The organism is Methylosinus sporium (genome assembly GCF_003113265.1).
Classification (GTDB): Bacteria; Pseudomonadota; Alphaproteobacteria; order Rhizobiales; family Beijerinckiaceae; genus Methylosinus; species Methylosinus sporium.
In genome coordinates this window covers 90,472-109,214 of the sequence record NZ_PUIV01000001.1, presented here as the reverse complement: position 1 = coordinate 109,214, position 18,743 = coordinate 90,472, and the positions used below count along the sequence as shown (strand labels likewise).

Below are 18,743 nucleotides of genomic sequence, written 5' to 3'. Positions count from 1 at the left end.
CCCTTCCCTAGGCCCGTGAAATTGGTGTAGAAGGCCCGCGACAGAATATGCGCGGGCCGCGGGGCGGGCGGAACCGAAGCGCCGGGAGACAGCGGTTCATGCAGCAGGTTATCATCGTCATCCACCTGATGGTGGTGGTCGCTCTCGTCGTTCTGATTCTCTATCAGAAGTCGGAGGGCGGCGCGCTCGGCATCGGCGGCGGCGGCCTGTTCACGGGCCGCGGCCAAGCCAATGCGATCACGCGCGCGACCGGCATTCTCGGCGCCGTCTTCTTTTTGACCAGCATCGCCCTCACTGTCCTTCCGGCCTGGGAGCGCGGTCCCGAGGGTTTCGATCCCGCCAAGCTGGAATTCAAGGAACTGCCGCCGGCCGGCGCGCCGGCTCCGGGCTCTTCTGCTCCCGGCGCTTCTGCTCCCGCTCCGGCGGAGAAGAAGGAAAGCATTTTCGATCAGCTGCAGCGCGCCCAGCAGCAGCGCCAGGGCGTGACGCCGCCTGCCGCCGAGCCGCCTGCCGCTCCGGTCGAGACCGCTCCGGCGACTCCGCCGGCCGCGGAAGGCTCCAAATCGCCCGAGGCCGCGGCTCCCGAGATCAAGGCTCCCGAGGGTTCCGACAAGGCTCCGGCCGAGGAGAAGTGAGGCGCGGGCGGCCGCAGGGCCGCCCTTCGCAGCTTCGACGCGAGAACGCGCCGGTGGAATTCCCGCCGGCCGACGAAAAAACCTTTTCCGAATCGATCCCGAGGCGATAAGCGTAAGACCCCATGGCGCGGTACATCTTCATCACCGGCGGTGTGGTCTCCTCACTCGGCAAGGGCTTGGCGTCTGCGGTGCTCGGAGCGCTGCTACAGGCGCGCGGCTACACCGTGCGACTGCGCAAGCTCGATCCCTATCTCAACGTCGATCCTGGCACGATGAGCCCGTACCAGCACGGCGAGGTCTTCGTGACCGACGACGGCGCCGAGACCGATCTCGATCTCGGCCATTACGAGCGCTTCACCGGCCGTCCCGCTTGTCGCCAAGACAATGTGACGACCGGGCGCATCTATCAGGACATCATCGCCAAGGAGCGGCGCGGCGACTATCTCGGCGCGACGATCCAGGTCATTCCTCACGTCACAAACGCGATCAAGGACTTCGCCCTCGAGGGCAATGATCATGTCGATTTCGTGCTGATCGAGATCGGCGGCACGGTCGGCGACATAGAGGGCCAGCCCTTCTTCGAGGCGATCCGCCAGCTCGGCAATGAGCTGCCGGAGAAGCATTGCGTCTATATCCATCTGACGCTGCTGCCCTTCATCCCCAGCGCCGGCGAGCTGAAGACCAAGCCGACGCAGCATTCGGTGAAGGAACTGCGCTCCATCGGCATTCAGCCGGATATTCTGCTCTGCCGGACCGATCGCGAGATTCCGCGCGAGGAGCGCCGCAAGCTCGGCCTCTTCTGCAACGTCCGCGAGAGCGCCGTGATCGAGGCGCGCGACGCCGCCCATATCTATGACGTGCCGCGCGCCTATCACGCGGCCGGGCTCGACGCCCAGGTGCTCGCCGCCTTCGGCATAGACCCGGCGCCCAAGCCGGATATGAGCCGCTGGAATGCGGTGACACAGCGCGTCAACAATCCCGAAGGCGAGGTGACGATCGCCGTCGTCGGCAAATATACGGGCATGAAGGACGCCTATAAGAGCCTCATCGAGGCTCTGGCGCATGGCGGCATCGCCAATCGCGTGAAGGTCCATCTCGACTGGATCGAATCGGAAGTGTTCGAGAGCTCCGATCCGGCGGCGCATCTCGAGCATGTGAACGGCATTCTCGTGCCCGGCGGCTTCGGCCAGCGCGGCGCCGAGGGCAAGATTCTCGCGGCCCGCTTCGCCCGCGAGCGCAAGGTCCCCTATTTCGGCATCTGCTTTGGAATGCAGATGGCGGTCATAGAGGCGGCGCGCGCCCTCGCCGGGATAGAGAAGGCCAATTCGACTGAATTCGGCCCCTGCGAGGAGCCCGTCGTCGGCCTGATGACCGAATGGCTGCGCGGCAATGCGCTGGAGCAGCGCTCGGCGAGCGGCGATCTCGGCGGCACCATGCGCCTCGGCGCCTATCCAGCCCATTTGAAGCCCGGCTCGCGCATCGCCGCCATTTATGGCCGCTGCGACATCTCCGAGCGCCATCGCCATCGCTATGAGGTGAACGACGCCTATCGCGAGCGGCTGGAGGCGCACGGCCTCTCCTTCGCCGGTTCCTCGCCGGATGGCGTGCTGCCGGAGACGGTCGAGATTCCCGACCATCCCTGGTTCATCGGCGTGCAATATCACCCGGAGCTGAAGTCGCGGCCCTTCGAGCCGCATCCGCTCTTCGCCAGCTTCATCGAGGCGGCCAAGGCGCAGAGCCGGCTGGTGTGACGGCATAAGCGAGAGCGAGCCTCTAAGGCTCGCTTCGCGCTCGGAGTTACTCGGCTCGCTCGAGGCTCCGAGCGACCGTCGGCGCCGCCGCCGCGTCGCCGGCCCGCCACGCCGCGCGAACGGCGAGGAAGGCGGCCGTCAGAAATCCCACTGTCGTCAGAGTGAAGCTCACGCCCGCGATCAGCGGAAAATGCGGCTCGACCGGCGGCAGCGTCGCCGGATCGATCTTCGGCCTCAGCGCCCGTAGCGCGAAGGAGAGCGGATTATTGAATGTTCCGAAGCAGATTGAGGCGATCATCCAGATCGGCGGCCGTATGGCGTATTGGCGGAACAGCAGCCCGAAGACGAACACGAACTGGGCCATCATCAGATAATCGATATGGGCGCGGATAAGATCGTCGCGTCGGTGGATCGCCCGCGCCAGCTCGCCGTCGGGGTAGAACAAAGTGACGCCCAAGACCCAGGCGATGGCGAGCGCCATGCCCAGCAGCAAGGTCGCGAAGGCGAGTATAAAAGCATTGCGCGACGGCAGGCGCGCCCGGATCGAAAGCGGTTTCATCGTCGAATCTCCAAAGCCCCTGGTCGGGGAGGGCGCGACCGTCGCGCGCGGCGCACGCGCCGAAGAAGAGCGCAGGGACCGTTCTGCGCCGGGCATTTTGCCCGATATTTCCCGGCGAGCGCGGCGCTTCCTGCGGATCGCATTGGCGGTGAAGGCGATTCCTGCTTTACTCGGCGATGCTGGGAGACAAGCCGGAGCGAAGCCCGATGCAATTGATCATTCGCCTCATCATGCGCCTCGTCGCCATTGTGGGCTTTTGCCTCGCGCTCGCCATCGGCTGGGTGATGGACGACGCCAATCGCTCCATTCGCGCGGAGACGCAGGCCTCGGCCGAGCGCGTCGCTCATGAGCTCGAGCATCTCTTCTGGCGGGAGATTCTCTGGCGCGGCAGTCTTCGCCGCGACAATATTCTGCCCATTCCCAATTGGGAGTCGCTTTCGACGGTGAAGCTCGTCTCGCCGGGCGTCTGCATCACTTTCGCGCCGGGGACGGAGGAGCCGCGCGTCTTGTGCAGCCAGATGGACGGCGTCGGCGCCGAGGCGCCGCAGTGGTTCGCCCGTGCTTTCGAGCTTCTGTTCGGCGCGCCGGCGCCGGTGTCGCGGCCGCTCACCGTGCGCCAGCCGGAGACGGGCGCGGTGGTTGCGCGCGCCGATCAGGGAGCCGCGGTGCGGCAGGCATGGCGTGAAATCTCCATCGTAGCCGGCGTCGCCGCCTCCATGGCGGTCGGCGTCTGCCTGCTGGCGGCGCTCGCCATCTTCCATGCGCTGGCGCCGACTCAGACGATCGTCGACGGCCTGCGCCGGCTCGAGAACGGCAATTATCGCCATCGCATCAAATCCTTCACCAGCGGAGAGTTCGGCCTCATCGCCCGCGCCGCCAATGATCTCGCCGAGCGATTGGCGCAGACGACGGCGGAGCGCGTCGCGCTGACCAAGCGGCTGTTCGAGGTGCAGGAGGAGGAGCGCCGCGCTCTCGCGCGCGATCTCCATGACGAATTCGGCCAATGTCTGACGGCGACCAGCGCCTTCGCCGCGGCGATAGAGGCGGGGGCGTCCGACCGGCCCGATCTCGCCGCCGACGCCCGCTCCATCGGCAAGGTGGCGCGGCGCATGACGATGACTCTGCGCGAGGCGCTGGCGCGGCTGCGCTCGCAGGATCTCGATGAGCTGGGCCTCGAGGCCTGCCTCGTTCAGCTCGTCGCCGGTTGGAACGCGCAGACGGCGCCCCGCGCGGTCGTGCATCTCGATCTGATGGGCGATCTCGCCGGCGTGCCGCCCGCGGTCTCCACCAGCGTCTTCCGCATCGCGCAGGAATGCCTCACCAACGCCATGCGCCACGGCCGGCCGAGCGAGGTTTTCTTGCGCGTGGAGCGGCTCGCCTCCAATGACGGTTTCGTCGCGCTCACTGTGGAGGACGACGGCGAGGGCGATCCGACGCGCATCGATTTTTCCGCCGGCCATGGCCTGCTCGGAATGCGCGAGCGCGTCTCCGCCTTCGGCGGCAGCCTCTCCATCGATCGCGCCGCGCACGGCGTCTGCGTCGCGGCGCGCATTCCGCTGGCGCCGGCCAATTCCAACGCGGCGGCCAGCGCATTCGGGCGCGCGGCGTGAGCGGCGTCTCGGTCCTGCTCGTCGACGATCATCCGATCGTGCGCGAGGGGTATCGCCGATTGCTGGAGCGTCAGCCGGGCTTTCGCGTCGTCGGCGAGGCCGACAGCGCCGCGACGGCCTATGAGGCCTATCGCAAATTTTCGCCCGATGTCGTGGTGATGGATTTGCAGCTCGCCGGGGGCGCCGGCGGGCTGGAGGCGGTGCGCCATATCCGCCAATGGGACAAGAAAGCGCGGATTCTCGTCGTCACCATGCATGACGCCGCGGCCTATGCGCTCAAGGCTTTCGAGGCCGGCGCCAGCGGCTTCGTCACCAAGGGCGGCGAGGCGGTGGAGCTGGTGCGCGCGGTGGAGACGGTCGCCCGCGGGGGCCGCGCGCTCGGCGACGACATTGCGCGGGAGATAGCGGCGGAGCGCCTCGCCGAGGGCCGTTCCCCGCTCGACGATCTCGGCCCGCGCGAGACGGAGATTCTCCGTCTCGTCGCCTCCGGCCGCACGACCGACGAGATCGCGCGCGCGCTCAATCTCAGCGCCAAGACGGTGCAGAATTATCACTATCAGATCAAATCCAAGATGGGCGCCCGCACCGACGCGCATCTCGTCTGGCTCGCCATCGGCGCCGGCCTGGTCGGCGCCGAGAGGTCGGTGTGAGAAGTCGCGAGCCTCGCGCGGGGCTTTACGACTTCGCCTTCTCGGACAGAATCTTGTCGAAGTCGGCCGCGGGAATCTCGCCGCTGTAGCGTTCGCCGTTGATGAAGAAGGTCGGCGTCGAATTGATGCCGAATTTCTCCGCCGCGCGGTCGCGCACCTTGCTCACATTCTCGTAGAGCTGCTGATCCTTGAGCGTCGCCTCGAATTTCTCCTGGCCGAGACCGGTCTGCTTCAGCACATTGGCGAGGCCGTCGAGCGGCTTGTCGACAAAGGCCCAGTTCTTCTGCTGGGCGAAGAGCAGATCGACGACCGCGTCGCGCTTTTCGCCGGCGTTGCGGGCCAGCATGAAGGCCGCCGTCGCGAGCGGATCGAGCGGGAACTCGCGCAGAATGAACTTCGCCTTGCCGGTGTCGATGAAATTCTTCTTCAGCGTCGGATAGACGTCCTTGTGGAAGGCCGCGCAATGGCTGCAGGTCATGGAGGCGTATTCGACGATGGTGACGGGCGCGTCGGCCTTGCCCTCGACGATATCCGGCAGAGCATTGGGCGCCATCAGCTCCTCGACCGGGACTTTGCCGCTCGGCGCCTTGTCGGCGAAGGCGGGCGCAGAGAGGCCGAGGACGGCGGAAGCCGCCGCGGCGAGCGCGGCGCGACGGGTGAAACGAAGGTCGAAGCTTTGCATGGCCGCTCCATAGGGTCGCGAAACGGGCGGACCATAGAGCATTTTCGCCTCGCGGGGAATCGGCCGAGCGCGAGGTTTCCGGCGCCGTCGACAGGACAAGGATCGCCGCGCACAGAGGGGAGAACGGACAATGCCGCGAATTCACATATTCGGCGCGTCCGGATCCGGCGTCTCGACGCTCGGCGCCAGGATCGCCGATCTGTTGTGCGTTCCGCACATAGACTCGGACCGGCTCTATTGGGCGCCGACCGATCCACCCTTCGTCGCGCCGCGGCCTCTGTCGGAACGGTTCGCTCTGCTGCAGGAGCTCACGCCAGCGACGGGAAATTGGGTGTTTTCCGGCTCGGCGATCGGCTGGGCGGCGCCAATCGAGCCTTTTTACGAGCTGATCGTCTTTCTTCGGCTCGACCCCGCGATTCGGATGGATCGGCTGCGCCGGCGCGAGCTTGAACGCTACGGCGCGCGCATCGAGCCCGGCGGCGACATGGCGAAGGCGAGCGCGGCATTCTTCGCCTGGGCCGCCGCCTATGATACGGCCGGCGTGGATCGACGCAGTCGCGTCGCGCACGAGAGGTGGCTCGGCTCCCGGACGGCTCCGATTCTGCGCCTCGATTCTTCGCAACCGGTCGAGGCTCTGGCGCGCGCGGTCCTGTCGGCGGTCGAAGCTCTATAGGACGAGGCGCGCTACCTCCGCCCGCACCGCCGGCAAAAGCTCCTCCGCGAACCAGGGATGGCGTTTCAGCCAGCCCGTGTTGCGCCAGGAGGGATGCGGCAGCGGAACGACCTTCGGCGAAAGCGCCGAAAATTCCCGCCAGCGGCCGACCGTTTCGGCGACGCTCGCACCCGCCCGCAGCGCCACGCCGAGCCGGCGTAGATGATAGGCCTGCGCATATTTGCCGACGGCCAGTATCGTCTCCACCTGCGGCAGAGCCGCAAACAGCGCGTCATGCCAGAGCGGCGCGCATTCGCGGCGGGGCGGCAGATCGCCGCCATGGGCGTCATAGCCCGGAAAGCAGAAGCTCATGGCGGCGACGCCGACGCGGGAGACGTCGTAGAAAGTCTCGCGATCGACGCCCATCCAGTCGCGCAGCCGGTCGCCGGACGGATCATCGAAGGGAAGGCCGGAACGATGCACGCGCATTCCGGGCGCCTGGCCGGCGATCAGCAGCCTGGCTCGTGGCGAGACGCGCAGCACCGGCCGCGGCTCATGCGGCAAAGGCGCGCCTTGCGGCCGCTCGACGCAAATGCGGCAGGCGCCGACGCCCGAGACGAGCGTGGCGAGAGCGGATTTGTTTGCGGTGGAAAAGCTCAATTCAGCGCTCGCTCGGGCGGATAATCCATCGAATTCGACAAATGTCGTGAGTCCCCCGTTAACGTTTCCGTCCCATTATCGGCGACGCTCGACCTGACGCCTAGATTGCAGAGATTTATTTCGGCTTCTGGAAAGGGTCGTGACGACGTTTCCCGTCTGGGGCCGTCGATGGAATGCTTCGAGTCGCCGTTGCTTTCGGGTCCCAGCGTATCATGAATGACATAACCGCCGAGATGATCGAGCGCGGCCGGGGCAAGGACCCCCGTGCGCTCGCAGAGCGTCGCCGCCGCAGCGCCAAAGTGCGTCAAGCGCGCGAGCGGCTCACTTCTTCGGACACGGGTCATAGAGGCTGCGACGTCGGCCTGCTGCGCGCCTACGCCTCCGCGCGCATTCATTCCGCCGTGCCGGCCACGGCGCTGATCGCCATGGTGGCGGCGCTGACCCGCTATTGGATGGAGGGTGAGCTCGTCATCATTTGGACCGTGCTCGCCTTTTCGAGCCTGCTGCTGTGCTACGGCCTCGCCAAGAAGCTCGAGCGTCTCTTGGACGACGAGATCAATGTGGTCGGCTGGCGCAGCAAGTTCGTCGCCGCGGAATTTTTGCACGGCCTCGTCTGGGCGGCGATGGCTCTGCTGCTGCTACAGGCGAAAGACCCCAACGCCAAGGCTTTCGTGACGGCTATGCTGATGCTGGCGGCGGCGTTCAACACTATGGTCACGGCGACCATACCTTTCGCCGTCTATGCGACGATCACGCCCATTTCGCTCGCCATCGTCGCCTGCCTGCGCATAGACGGAATGGAGGACACCAGCCTGTCGCTGCTGGCGCTGGTCGGCGCGGCGCAGGTGTTTTTCGTCGTGCTGGCCAAGCGCGTTCATCATGTGACGCGCGAGGGCCTGTTCTTTCGCATCGAGAAGGACGATCTCATCGGCGAGCTGGAGCAGGCCAAGGCCAATTCCGACGAGGCGCGTCGCCGCGCGGAGGAGGCCAATCTCGCCAAATCGCGCTTCCTCGCCACCATGAGCCATGAGCTGCGCACGCCGCTCAACGCCATACTGGGCTTCTCGGAGGTGCTGAAGAACGAATTGTTCGGCGTCCATGCGGTGGCGGCCTATAAGGATTACTCCAATGACATTCACTCGAGCGGCCAGCATCTCTTGATGCTCATCAACGAGATTCTCGATCTCTCGCGCGTCGAGGCGGGCCGCTACGAGCTCAAGGAGGAGAGCGTCTCGCTGGCCGGCGTCGTCGAGGATTGCCGCCATTTGCTGACCATTCGCGCGCAAAAGCGCGGCATAGAGATGATCGAGGCCAAGGAGCCCGACCTCCCGCGCATTTGGGCCGACGAGCGCGCGGTGCGGCAGATCGTGCTCAATCTCCTGACCAACGCCATCAAATTCACGCCGCAGGGCGGGCAGGTGACGCTCAAGATCGGCTGGACCAGCGCCGGCGGCCAATATGTGGCGATCCGCGACACCGGGCCGGGCATTCCAGAAGAAGAGATCGCTGTCGTCATGTCCTCCTTCGGCCGCGGCACGCTGGCCCAGAAGAATGCGGAGGAGGGCACCGGCCTCGGCCTGCCGATCGTCAAAGGCCTCGTCGATCTGCATGGCGGTCTGTTCAAGCTGAAGTCCAGAGTGCGCGAGGGCACGGAGGCGATCGTCGTCTTCCCGCCGGAGCGCGTGATGAACGCGCTGCCGAAATTCGAGGAAGAGGAAGAGGCGCAGCATTACGCGAGCGCCGAGCGCAGGCGGAATGCGGCGGCGTGAGAGGGGGGTTGCGCGGCGGCGGACGCCCGAGGCGATTTCAGTTAGAATAGTCCCTCATCCGCGCCGGCGGAGGGAGCGATATGACAGATTGCGCGCAGGATTTTCACGGGGTTCGCACACTCGTCTGCTGCGCCGACGGCGCGAAGCTCGAGGCCGAGCGCGACGCGACCGATTTTCTGAGCGCGGCCTGGGAGCATCGGGCGAGCATGGTCGCCATTCCGGTCGCCCGCCTCGCCGACGACTTTTTTCGTCTCGAGACGCGCCTCGCGGGAGAAACGATCCAGAAGTTCGTCAACTACGAGCTTCGCTTGGCGATCGTAGGGGACATATCGGCGCATGTGAGCGAAAGCCGCTCTCTGCGTGATTTCGTTTATGAAGCCAATCGGGGGCGAGCCCTATGGTTCGTCGACGATCTGGAAGCGCTCGCGCGCAAGCTTGGCGAGCCGTGACGTAATCAAAGAGGCAAGATGTCGATGACGACGCCTTCTCCATCGACGAGCGACTCCGCTCTCGTCCTCTTCTCCGGCGGCCAGGATTCCGCCACCTGCCTCGCCTTCGCTCTGTCGCGCTTCGCGCGCGTCGAGACCATCGGCTTCGATTATGGCCAGCGCCATCGCGTCGAGCTCGAGCAGCGTGGGAAAATTCGCGAGGGGCTCGCGCGCATCTCCCTGCTCTGGGCCGAGCGGCTCGGCGAGGATCACACCATCACGATAGAAGCGCTCGGCGCCATCTCCGACACGGCGTTGACGCGCGAGGCGGAGATCGCCTTCGACGCCTCGAGCCTGCCCAATACTTTCGTGCCCGGACGCAACATTCTCTTTCTCACCTTCGCCGCGGCGCTCGCCTATCGGCGCGGGATCGGCCAGCTCGTCGGCGGCATGTGCGAGACCGATTATTCCGGCTATCCCGATTGCCGCGACGCGACGATCCGCGCGACGCAGACGGCGCTTTCGCTCGGCATGGATCGCCCGCTCGAGATTCTCACTCCGCTGATGTGGATCGACAAGGCCGCGACCTGGAAGCTCGCCGAGGAATTGGGCGGCGAGCCCTTGGTGCGGCTCATCGTCGAGGAGAGCCACACCTGCTATCTCGGCGAGCGCGGCACGCGCTTCGACTGGGGCCATGGCTGCGGCGAATGTCCCGCCTGTCGCCTGCGCGCCGCCGGCTGGGAGAAATATCGCGCCGCTCGAGAGCAATGAAGCTCGTCTCGTCCTCCGCTATTCGCCGCGAATCGGCGGCGCTCTAAACGCAGACCGGCCGCCGCCTCTATGTCGTCGCGCGCGCTGCGCGGCGAAGGCGAGCCCTCCGTCAATTCCCGCAGGCTCGGGGATTCGCAAAAAAATTTGCGACGCGACAACGATCCGCGATCATAGCAGAAACCGGCCTGCAATAATGATTTGTGACGGAACCCCGCTGGCCGTACGAACATGACCGGATAGCTCGGCCGACGCTCGCCGCGGTATATCCGCTCGACACTTGGATCAGGCGCGTGTGGCCTGATCGGGGGCGGGCAGAGTGATTGCTCACCCGAAGTGCGGTAGCGTGGAAACAGGCGCCGAAGCAAATATCGTTTCGAGTGATCATTGTTCGAGCGCAGCGCCGCATGATGCGCGCCGTTTCTTTTTGCACATTCGACCCGAGGGGCAGACTTTGGCGTCGCTGACGACAAAATGCAGAATGCGTATTCTTCTCGTCTGCCTCGCGCTCACGGGTTGCGATGGAGGGACGAATCTCGGTCCCGTGTCGGAGGAAGATCGTGAGGCGCTGATCCGATCCGCCGCCACGACGTCGCCGAATCTGAATCCCGGCGAAAAGATCAAAATCAATGTCTTCGGCGAGGATCGTCTCTCCGGGGAATATGAGATCGACCCTGCGGGCTATGTCTCCTTGCCTCTCGCCGGCACGATCAAGGCGGCGGGTCTCAGCAAGCCGCAGCTCGAACAAGAGCTCGCGAAGAAATTTCGCGGCGAATATCTGCGCAATCCGAAAGTCACCGTCGACGTAGCGAGCTTTCGACCGTTCTACATCCTCGGTGAGGTCAGCAAGCCCGGCGAATATCCGTTCAAGAGCGGGCTCAATGTGCTGAGCGCGATCGCTCTGGCCGGCGGGTCGACCTATCGGGCCAGTCGCTCGAACATTCTCATTCAGCACATAGGCGACGCCGGGTTCAGGGAATATCCGCTCTCGCCGACGATTCCCGTGCTGCCGGGGGACCTCATTCGTATGCCGGAACGCTATTTTTGAGCCGACCGGATGGCGCGCCGCGGCCGGCGTCCATTCGCCTTTCGATTTTCGAGGGGCCGCCTAAGTCAGGTTATCATGCCGAGGCTCTCGAGACCGAAATTCCTCGCCATTCTCATCGGCGCCGCAAGCGCGTCGATGGCGCTCGCGCTCGATCGAAGCGCTGCGGCGGACGAGGCCGTCGCGACTGTCGGCGGAGCGAGCGGCCCCGATCCCGAGCAGGGAATTCCGATCGCGGGATGGATGTTCTATCCGAACTTTTTCGCGGGCGCGGTCTTCAACGACAATATCTATGCGACGCCGATCGACCGGAAGTCCGCTTGGGGCGTCCGCCTGCGTCCCGCTGTTCAAGGCTCTCTGGACAATGGTCTGCATAGCACCGCGCTGCTTCTTTCCGCGGATGCGCAAATCTATCCCGGTTCCGGCGCTCTGGCGGGCTATGCCTCGCCGACGAATGTGACGGCGAGCGCGGGAGCGCGGCACCTATGGAAACCGTTCCCGGATTTGACCGTGCAAGTGACCGGCTCCTACACGCGTCAGAACGGTTTGTTCGGCTCGAGCTTCGGCCTGTTTTCGTCGGCGGTCATTCCAAACGCCAGCACGATCTCTAGTCAGCAACAATACGCCAACCAGTTCAATGGCTCGATTTCCGTGCAAAAGAGTTTTGGACATTGGTTCCTCGGGGGGGCGACGGGAATCAATTACATCTTCTACGATAGCCGCCCATGGGACTCGTCGAGCACGGGTAACCAAAATCGCGGGCAGGCCGGGACGAGCTACGTCGCATCGCTGCGTGGCGGCTATTGGGTGACGCCATCGATCTATGCCTTTGCGGAGCCTGGCGCCGTTATCAACCGCTATCGAATTTCCACGTCGGATTCGAATGGCTATCGCGTGATCGGCGGTCTCGGTTCCGATCCGAACGGACTGCTCCGCGGCGAAATTTTCGGTGGGTACAGCCAGCAAATCACTGTCGCGACAGGCGCGGCGATCTCGAGTCCGACATTCGGCGCTCGGCTGATCTATCGTCCGACTCCTTATTTGACCTTGACGACGTCCGTCGATCAATCGATCGGATCGGGCGCGCCGGGCAATTTCTTCGGCCTGCAGATCGGCTCCGGCGCCGGGAGCAAAACATGGCAGGCGCGGGCTCAGGCCGAGTATGCGCTGTCGCCCTATTGGTCGGCGAGCCTGCGCGGCGGCTATGGCGAAAGTCGCTGGTTGAACGACGGGTGGTGGAACGGCGGCGGCTTCAACCTCAATTGGACGGCGGGCGCGCATCTGAATTACGATTTCTGGCGCAATTTGAGCCTGACGTTCGACTATCAATTCACACGGGCTATGGGTTATGGCGGCTCGAACGCTTGGCCGCTGCTGAACCCATTCGCTCCGAATGGCTATGCTCAGAACCTCGTCACGGCGGGATTGACGTATCGTTATTGACATTCGGCGCGAATGGGAGCGCAAAATGAAAAATATCGTGCTGTCGCTATTGTCTGCGGCGCTGCTCGTTTGCGTCTCCGCCGAAACCTTCGGCCAGCCTCGAGATGTGACCGAATCGACGACGGCGTCGTCGATCGCTGGTCTATTGTCGACATATCCCCAAGGGGGCGAGGCGCTCACCGCCGAGGTGAAAAGCGCTCTTCTGAATGATCCCGCGACCGCGGACCTCGTGGTTATGGCCGGCAATAAGGCGAACGCAGAACAAGCGGGGGCGATCGCTCTCGGAATTTTGCAGGCGCTGAGGGATCTGGATCAAAGCAACCGAGAAGGCGCGGCGCAGGTACGGCAGGCGCTTCGACTCGCGAACAAGACTTTGGCCGCAGTGTTGGCGGCGGTCTCCGCGCAGCAAAATGCGGATGGTTCGGCGAACTCGGCATCGCAATTTTTGAGCGAGGGCGGATTTTCGTCCAGCGGCGGCGGCGGGGGGCTCGTGGTTCCGCCGAACGTCAGCCCGAATTGAGCGCTTCGTTTCGGACCAGCGGCGCCATGGAGCAATCGATCTGAGCGATCCGCCCGAGACATCGCAAATCACTCGGATCGGCGTAAAAGCGCCGGAGGATCGCCTTCGAGGCGACGCCGCTCGGACAGCAGAGCCGGTGGAAACCGGTCTCGCGATCGCTCTCGCAGCCGGACTCGCATGGGCGCCGTTCTGGCTCGGCGGCAATCGCTTGCCGCCATGGAGTGTGAACGGCGTCTTCTTTCCTTCGCTCATGCTCATTTACGAGGGCTATCTGCTCTCGACGGGACGCCGTCATCCGATCGCGATCGGACGGGTCGGCGTCTCTGTCGCTCTTTTCGGCGCAGCTCTATGCTGGGCGATCATTCAGTCCTCGCCCGCGCTCGCTCCGTCGCTCGCGCATCCGATATGGGCTATGACGTCCGACGCTCTGGGGCGGGCGGTCGCCGGAACCATCTCCGTGAATCCCGGCCTCGGCATGATCTCGACCTTACGTCTGGTCACGATCGGCAGCGTTTTTTGGCTCTCCCTGCAAATCGGCCGCAATGAGGAGCGCGCGCAAGGACTGTTGAACGCCATAGCCTCGATAGTCGCGGCCTATTCCGCTTATGGAATCGTTCTTTCCGCTTTCTTCGGAGGCGCGATTCCATTTTTCGGCGTTTCAGACGGCGGCTTTTCGGTCCGATCAACTTTCGTCAATCGCAACAATTTCGCCACCTATGCAGGCCTCGGGCTGATCGTCACATGCGGGCTGTTCCTGAACTCGCTCGGGCGCTCTGCGCGAGACCTCACGGAGGTCTGGACCTATCGCCTCACCAGACTGATCGAAGCGACGGGACGCGATGCATGGCGCATCCTCGGGGGCGGGCTGCTCAGCCTGGTCGCGCTTCTCGGTTCCGGCTCGCGCGGAGGCGTGATCTCGACGCTCCTCGCATTCATCGCTTTTCCGATCCTCGCGGCTGCGAGAAGTCGCCGACGTCGCAATGCGCCGATCGAGGCGATCATTCTGATGACGTTCGTGCTCGTCGCCGGATTTTTCTTCTATGGCGATCTCGTCGTCGGGCGCATATCGTCCGGCGGAATTTTCGATACGAATAGATTGTCCGTCTACTCCATGGTCGTTCGCTCGATTTTCGATAATCCGATTCTGGGCCTCGGCTACGGAGCTTTCGTCGACGCCTTTCCCATGTATCGCGATCGTTCGATCAGCGCCTTCGAGGTGTGGGACAAGGCGCATCAGACATATCTCGAAACATGGCAGGGCTTAGGGCTGATATTCGGATCGGCGTGCATAGGAGCGACGGCCCTGCTGGTCGGTAAGTGTTTCGCCGGCGCGATAGGGCGACGACGAAACGAGACGCCGGCGCTCGTCGCGGCATGTGCGTCTCTGCTCGTCTGGAGTCACGCGCTCGTCGATTTCAGCATTCAGATCGACGCGATCGCTTTGACCTATTCGGCAATTCTCGGAATCGGCGTCGCTCAATCGGAGAGCTCCCGCCATACGATTGCAAATCGAACGACACGGAGCTTCGACGATGACCGAAGATGAGAGGGCGCCGTGCTAGACACGCACAACATGCCGCGGGCGTCCGCCATGGCCGAAGAGACCAGCGGGCTCGATTTTCGCGACGTCGTCAACTTTCTTTGGCGTCGCTGGAAATTCATCGCCAGCGTCGCCGCCTTCGTCGTGCTCGCGGCCGCCGTCTACGTTGCGCGGCAGACGCCTCTCTACACCGCGAGCGCGCAGATGCTGCTCGATCCACGCAAGGAAAAGATCGCGGGACAGGAAGCGTTTCTGACCGAAATGGCCTATGATCAATTCGCCCTGGAAAGTCAGATTTCGATTATTCGCTCGACAGCCTTGTTGCGGCGCGTGGTCGAGAAGGAGCATCTCGTCGGCGATCCGGAATTCGGCGTCGACGCGGTCGTCGGCACCGGCGCGCTCGCGTCGATTCGGGCGCTTTTTTCGCCGCCGGAACAGAAGGCGGCGGGCCGAGCGAGCGATGATGCGATCGCCAGCGCGGCTCGTCTCCATCGGGCGGTAGAGGCGGTGAAAAGGTCGCTCGCGGTGACCCGCGCGCAAGGCGAGGGATTGGTGCTGACGATCGCCTTCACATCGCCCGATCCCGCAAAGGCCGCTCGACTCGCCAATGCAGTCGCCGACGCCTATGTCGTGGACAAGCTCGACGCTCGCTTCGACGCGGCGCAACGCGCTTCCGCATGGCTCGCAGATCGAATTGCGGAGCTGCGGCAACAGTTGCGCGCATCAGAGGAGGCTGTTGCGCGATTTCGTGCGGAGAACAACCTGTCCGGCGCGACGTCGTATACGTCTCTCAGCCAGGAGCAACTCGGGCAGTTGAATGCGCGGCTGGTCGGGGCGAGGTCGGAAACCGCCGAGAAAAAGGCGCGGCTCGATATTTTGCATAAGATCGAAGCACGCGGCGACAATATCGCCGGCCTCCCGGATGTCGCGAACTCCGGCTCGCTGGGGGATCTCCGAAAGCAGCTGGCCGACCTTTCGCGGCAGGAGGCGGATCTGCTCGCCCGCTATAGCGGCAATCACCCGGCCGTCGTCAATCTGCGCGCCCAGATCGCCGATGTTCGGCGGAGCGTCGCCGCAGAAATTCAACGCGTCGCAGCGAATATCCGCAACGACTTCGAATTTGCGAAGGCGCGGCAGGACGCCGTGGAGCGAACGCTGCGGGAGGCCACGGGACAGACCGATCTCGACGCGACCAATGCGATAACGCTGCGCGAGCTCGAGCGCACTGCCGCCGTGAATAAGAGCATGTTCGAGGATTTCCTGCAGCGCGCCAAGATCACGCAAGAGCAGTCTACTTTCGAAGCGCGCGATGCCCGGGTGATAACGCCGGCGATGCCGCCGGGGGGCCCCTCCTATCCTAAAAAGATGCTCATATTGTTGGGAGCGCTCGCCGGAGGCTTGGCGATAGGCGGCGTAGGGGCTTTTGCGCTCGAGAAGCTCAGCAACGGCTTCATGACTCCCCGCGAGGTGGAGGACGCGCTCGCGCTGCCTTTGCTCGCTTCATTTTCGAAGATAGATGCGCGCGAGCTCATCGTGGACGGCTCGGCTCTGAGCATCCCCGAATATTTGGCAGTCAAGCCGTTGTCGCGTTTCAACGAAGCGTTTCGCTCCCTTCGCGGCGCCGTTCAAATGTGCGATGTCGACCATCCGCCGAAGGTTCTCCAATTCACATCGACCATCCCGAAGGAAGGCAAATCGACTTTGGCATTGGGATTTGCGGCCTCGGCGGCTCAGTCCGGCGTCAAAGTGCTGCTGATCGACGGCGACCTGCGCCAACCTTCCGTGTCTCATTCCTTGAAGGCGGAGAAAAAATCGGGACTGGTCGACTATCTCTTGGGCGACGCCGAGCTGCAGTCCGTGCTGATCTATGACGACAAATTGCGAATTTGGGGCCTGCCTGCGGGGAGGAAAGCCCAAAATCCCTCCGATTTGCTCGCTTCTGAAAGGATGAAGGCTCTAATTGCGGCCTTTAGAGAGAAGTTCGATCTCGTCATCATCGACAGTCCGCCGATCGGGCCGGTCATCGATCCTTTGATCGTCTCTCGGATCGTCGACAAGGTCGTCTATATCGTCCGCTGGGCTTCCACCGTGCGCGAGATGGTCGCGCATTCGGTCGATCGATTTGGCGGACACAGCAAGGTCGCCGGAATCGTTTTCAATCAGGTGATCGACGCTCAGGCGCAGAAATACGGGAAGCACGCCTATTCCTATTATTACGGCGTCCGCGACTACAATCAGTATTACACGGAATGATACGCCGGAGAACGCCGCACGTCTGCACATCGCTGACGGGCGTCGTTTTGTGCCTGCTCACGATATCGCAATCGGCTCGCCTGCTGCGTTACGCGGTCGCGGAAGCGACGCTGAACGCCGACGAGGTGGGCGAAGAGCTCACGCCGTTCTCGAATGATCCCATGGTCGGCTATCTGGCGCGCGCCAAGAGCGTCGAGCTCGATAAGACGGGCGACGCGGCGCGCCGCGCGGAGCAATTCACCGCGCTTCTCCTCGCGACGCCCCTGAACAGCAACGCATGGCTCGGACTCGCCGCCGCTCGGCTCGAACTCGGGGCCTCGAACGAAAAAATTCTCAGCGCGCTCGCCATGTCCTATTTGAGCGCGCCCCATGAGGCGCGACTGATGGCCGAGCGCGCGGTTTTCGCTCTGCCGCTCTGGCCTGTTCTTCCGCCCGCGAGCCGCAGCGCGCTCATCGGCGACCTGACGGGCGGCTGGTGGTGGATCGGCGCGCCGCGGCGCGTCGCGCTGCGCGCGTCTCTCGCGCTGGCAAAGAGCGACACGCGAGAGGATTTGAGCGCCGCGCTGCTTCTCACAGGAAAACAGGGCGCGGCGATAGCGGCGGAGCTCGGCGTCGAAGTGCGTCGCGCGCATTGACGCCGAAGACGCGGATCCCGCCTCGTTCGAGAACGATCGCGAAATCGAAAGAGGCAGCACACGATGTCTGCGACAGCATTGGACGAGCGCAAAGTTCCGCCATCGGACATTCCATGGCCGGAAAACGAACTGCAATCTCAGCAGACTTGTCCAGTATGCGGGGCCTCGGAGCGCTCGGCGCTCTATCGAGACTTGGTCGACAATGTGTTTTTTTGCGCGCCGGGCAAATGGACGTCCTGGCGCTGCTCGGCATGTGGCTCCGCCTATCTCGATCCGCGCCCATCGCCAGCGTCGATCCATCTCGCCTACGCGACCTATTACACGCATGGCGAGGCGGCGCCGAAAGCAGATTACGCCGATCTGAGCTCGTTTCGGAAAATTCGCCGACGTCTCGTGAATGGCTACACGAATTGGCGCTTCTCGACCAATGAGCAACCTGCCAGCAGACTCGGCGTGCTCGCATTGTCTGTTGCGAGAACGCAGCGAGATCGCCTCCATCAAGAGTACCGCCATTTGCCGCCTCGACGTCGAGTCGGAAAGGTGCTGGACATAGGTTGCGGGAATGGCGCGTTTCTCCGAATTGCCGGATCCTGTGGCTGGGAGACATTCGGCGTCGATCCGGATCCCGAGGCGGTGGAGACTTGCGTCCGGCAAGGATCGAATGTCCGCCTGGGCGGAGCGGAGCAGTTTTGCGACGAAAGCGGATCGTTCGACGTCATCACGATGAATCACGTGATAGAACATCTGCACGATCCGATCGCCGTCTTGAAGATGTGCAATCGCTTGTTGAAGCCGGACGGACGGCTTTGGCTGGAGACGCCGAACATAGACAGCCTCGGCCATCGACGCTATGGCCGCGATTGGCGCGGGCTGGAGCCGCCCCGCCATCTCGTGCTTTTCAATTCGAGATCCTTGACGATGGCGCTTCACGACGCGGGCTTCGCCCGCATCGCCGATCGAGGCGGCGCGATGTCGCTCGCTTCGATCACCAAGGCGAGCGAAGCTATTCGGCGGGCTCTTCCCGTTGGCGCAGGCGTCGAATTGAGCGTCGGGCAGAGCCTAATGGTGACGAAAAACGAGATTGCGCAGAGGATCGTCCCATCTGTCAGGGAATTTCTGACCTTCGTCGCTTTCAAGAGATAG

18 protein-coding genes are annotated in these 18,743 nt (G+C 63.8%); 15 read left to right on the top strand and 3 right to left on the bottom strand.

The window, feature by feature from the left end; genetic code table 11:
- The first annotated feature begins 98 nt into the window (after window positions 1-98).
- Together secG and C5689_RS00475 are read left to right on the top strand one after the other, a co-directional pair.
- The gene (gene secG / locus C5689_RS00480) at window positions 99-635 is read left to right on the top strand and encodes a preprotein translocase subunit SecG (protein ID WP_108915312.1); all 537 of its coding nucleotides are present in this window, start codon (window positions 99-101) and stop codon (window positions 633-635) included.
- A 122-nt stretch (window positions 636-757) separates the two neighbouring features.
- Window positions 758-2,386, top strand: coding sequence for a CTP synthase (locus C5689_RS00475; protein ID WP_108915311.1), 1,629 nt, complete (start codon window positions 758-760; stop codon window positions 2,384-2,386).
- Window positions 2,387-2,432: 46 nt separating this feature from the next.
- Here the strand turns inward: C5689_RS00475 and C5689_RS00470 are convergent, their stop codons facing one another.
- On the bottom strand, window positions 2,433-2,945 hold the full coding sequence (locus tag C5689_RS00470) for a hypothetical protein (RefSeq protein ID WP_108915310.1): 513 nt from the start codon (window positions 2,943-2,945) through the stop codon (window positions 2,433-2,435).
- A 206-nt stretch (window positions 2,946-3,151) separates the two neighbouring features.
- Between C5689_RS00470 and C5689_RS00465 the strand changes: the two genes are divergently transcribed.
- Both C5689_RS00465 and C5689_RS00460 read left to right on the top strand, forming a co-directional pair.
- Entirely contained in the window at window positions 3,152-4,555 is a 1,404-nt protein-coding gene (locus C5689_RS00465) for a sensor histidine kinase (protein ID WP_108915589.1), read from the top strand.
- Window positions 4,552-5,205 (top strand): response regulator, encoded by a 654-nt coding sequence (locus tag C5689_RS00460; RefSeq protein ID WP_108915309.1) that lies wholly within the window; start codon window positions 4,552-4,554, stop codon window positions 5,203-5,205. The genes C5689_RS00465 and C5689_RS00460 overlap by 4 nt, the downstream gene beginning before the upstream one ends.
- A gap of 25 nt (window positions 5,206-5,230) precedes the next feature.
- On the opposite strand, the gene C5689_RS00455 is transcribed toward C5689_RS00460, so the two are convergent.
- Entirely contained in the window at window positions 5,231-5,887 is a 657-nt protein-coding gene (locus C5689_RS00455; protein WP_108915308.1) for a DsbA family protein, read from the bottom strand.
- 130 nt (window positions 5,888-6,017) lie between these two features.
- On the opposite strand from C5689_RS00455, the gene C5689_RS00450 reads away from it, so the two are divergent.
- Window positions 6,018-6,560, top strand: coding sequence for a P-loop NTPase family protein (locus C5689_RS00450; RefSeq protein WP_108915307.1), 543 nt, complete (start codon window positions 6,018-6,020; stop codon window positions 6,558-6,560).
- Here the strand turns inward: C5689_RS00450 and C5689_RS00445 are convergent.
- A complete protein-coding gene (locus tag C5689_RS00445; RefSeq protein WP_108915306.1) occupies window positions 6,555-7,199 on the bottom strand; it encodes a uracil-DNA glycosylase family protein in 645 nt (214 codons plus the stop codon). The two genes, C5689_RS00450 and C5689_RS00445, sit on opposite strands and share 6 nt — an antisense overlap.
- A gap of 212 nt (window positions 7,200-7,411) precedes the next feature.
- Here C5689_RS00445 and C5689_RS00440 point away from each other — a divergent pair, with 212 nt between their 5' ends.
- The 10 genes from C5689_RS00440 (at window position 7,412) to C5689_RS00395 (ending at window position 18,743) form a co-directional block, all read left to right on the top strand.
- A complete protein-coding gene (locus tag C5689_RS00440; RefSeq protein WP_108915305.1) occupies window positions 7,412-8,968 on the top strand; it encodes a sensor histidine kinase in 1,557 nt (518 codons plus the stop codon).
- Between the two features lie 80 nt (window positions 8,969-9,048).
- Window positions 9,049-9,417, top strand: a complete 369-nt coding sequence (locus C5689_RS00435; protein ID WP_108915304.1) for a DUF4180 domain-containing protein — start codon at window positions 9,049-9,051, stop codon at window positions 9,415-9,417.
- 24 nt (window positions 9,418-9,441) lie between these two features.
- The gene (gene queC / locus C5689_RS00430; RefSeq protein ID WP_108915588.1) at window positions 9,442-10,167 is read left to right on the top strand and encodes a 7-cyano-7-deazaguanine synthase QueC; all 726 of its coding nucleotides are present in this window, start codon (window positions 9,442-9,444) and stop codon (window positions 10,165-10,167) included.
- Window positions 10,168-10,645: 478 nt separating this feature from the next.
- Window positions 10,646-11,212: a polysaccharide biosynthesis/export family protein gene (locus C5689_RS00425; RefSeq protein WP_108915587.1), complete on the top strand. Its 567-nt coding sequence runs from the start codon at window positions 10,646-10,648 to the stop codon at window positions 11,210-11,212.
- A 75-nt stretch (window positions 11,213-11,287) separates the two neighbouring features.
- Window positions 11,288-12,652 carry an outer membrane beta-barrel protein gene (locus tag C5689_RS00420; RefSeq protein ID WP_158271720.1) on the top strand — a complete coding sequence of 455 codons (1,365 nt, stop codon included), beginning with the start codon at window positions 11,288-11,290 and terminating at the stop codon, window positions 12,650-12,652.
- Between the two features lie 25 nt (window positions 12,653-12,677).
- Window positions 12,678-13,172 (top strand): hypothetical protein, encoded by a 495-nt coding sequence (locus C5689_RS00415; RefSeq protein WP_108915302.1) that lies wholly within the window; start codon window positions 12,678-12,680, stop codon window positions 13,170-13,172.
- Window positions 13,173-13,308: 136 nt separating this feature from the next.
- A complete protein-coding gene (locus tag C5689_RS00410) occupies window positions 13,309-14,718 on the top strand; it encodes an O-antigen ligase family protein (RefSeq protein WP_108915301.1) in 1,410 nt (469 codons plus the stop codon).
- 45 nt (window positions 14,719-14,763) lie between these two features.
- Window positions 14,764-16,965 carry a GumC family protein gene (locus C5689_RS00405; RefSeq protein WP_158271719.1) on the top strand — a complete coding sequence of 734 codons (2,202 nt, stop codon included), beginning with the start codon at window positions 14,764-14,766 and terminating at the stop codon, window positions 16,963-16,965.
- Window positions 16,962-17,600 (top strand): hypothetical protein, encoded by a 639-nt coding sequence (locus tag C5689_RS00400; RefSeq protein WP_146188288.1) that lies wholly within the window; start codon window positions 16,962-16,964, stop codon window positions 17,598-17,600. Before C5689_RS00405 ends, C5689_RS00400 begins: the two co-directional genes overlap by 4 nt.
- A 63-nt stretch (window positions 17,601-17,663) precedes the next feature.
- Entirely contained in the window at window positions 17,664-18,743 is a 1,080-nt protein-coding gene (locus C5689_RS00395) for a class I SAM-dependent methyltransferase (RefSeq protein WP_108915298.1), read from the top strand.